The sequence below is a fragment of the Ideonella azotifigens genome, from assembly GCF_006519715.1.
In the GTDB taxonomy this organism is placed as follows: domain Bacteria; phylum Pseudomonadota; class Gammaproteobacteria; order Burkholderiales; family Burkholderiaceae_C; genus Ideonella; species Ideonella azotifigens.
The window spans coordinates 1-1,196 of sequence record NZ_VIDT01001122.1 but is presented as its reverse complement, the minus strand read 5'-3'; the positions used below and the strand labels follow the sequence as shown (position 1 = coordinate 1,196).

The 1,196-nt window shown below is 67.6% G+C and carries 2 protein-coding genes; both read right to left on the bottom strand.

Translation table 11 applies throughout. The features are described 5' to 3' along the window. On the bottom strand, nt 1-560 hold a 560-nt coding region (locus tag FKP22_RS31050), incomplete at its 3' end, for a dihydroorotase (protein ID WP_141292018.1). Between the two features lie 12 nt (nt 561-572). Continuing rightward, a partial coding sequence (locus FKP22_RS31045; RefSeq protein WP_141292017.1) for an SDR family NAD(P)-dependent oxidoreductase occupies nt 573-1,196 on the bottom strand: 624 nt, incomplete at its 5' end.

Here is a 1,196-nt window from a genome sequence, read left to right as displayed (position 1 = left end):
GACGAATTCTCCGCATGCACCACCGTGCGGATGCCCAGCGGCGCGAGCTTCTCGAAGCCCTCCAGCAGCGCGCCATCGGTGGGCGCCGGCAGGTTGCCGAAGGTGTTGCCCACAAAGGCCTTGAAGCTGGTCACGCCAGCCTCCAGCAGCGCCTCCAGCCGCTCGATGGTGTCGTCGCCCAGCAGGCCGTGGATGCCGTAGTCCACATACGACGATTCCGCCGCCTTCTGCTTCAGGCGCAAGGCCTCCAGCGTGCCGGTCGGCGGGTTGGTGTTGGGCATCTCGAAGACGGTGGTCACGCCGCCGCAGGCGGCCGCTGCCGAGCCGGTCTTCCAGGTTTCCTTGTGCGGGTAGCCCGGGTCGCGGAAGTGCACGTGGCTGTCGATGGCGCCAGGCAGCAGGAACAAGCCGTCGGCACGCATCTCCTGCGCGGCTGGCGGCATCAGGTCGTCATGGCCGACCGCCACGATGTGTTCGCCGGCAATGGCCACCGAGGCCTGGATGATCTGGTCCGCCGACACTACGCGGGCGCCGCGGATGACAAGGTCTGCGCTTTTCATGGGGAGATATCCTTAGAGAGAGGCCCAGCCGCCATCGACGGCCAGATCGGCACCGGTGATCTGGCGCGACACGTCGCTGGCCAGGAACAGGCAGGCGTTGGCCACGTCGTCGTCCAGCGTCACGCGGCGCAGCGCGTAATCGGCCGCATGGCGTTGCATCGCCTCTTCCAGCGTGATGCCCAGCTTCTCGGCCATGTTGGCGCAGACCTTCTCGCGAAAGCGCGGCCCATCCACCATGCCGGGTGCCACGCAGTTGACGTTGACGTTGTACGGGCCGGCTTCCAGCGCGAAGCTCTTGGTGATGCCGCGCAGGCCCCACTTGGAGGCCGAATACGCCATGCGGCCGGCGCGTCCGCGCATGCCGAAGGTGCCGCCCACGTTGACCACCTTGCCACCGGCCTGGTCGACCATGGCCGGCAGCACCGCACGCATGGTGTTGAAGCAGCCTTTCATGTTGAGGTCGACGATCTCGTCGAACTCCTCCGGGGTGGTCTCCCAGCCGGTCTTGCCGATGGGGCCGGAGCCACCGGCCACGTTCACCAGCACGTCGATGCGGCCGAACTCGGCCAGTGCAGTCCGGGCCAGGGCCTGGGTCTGCGCGCTGTCGGTCAGGTTGCAGGGCACGACGATGGCTGC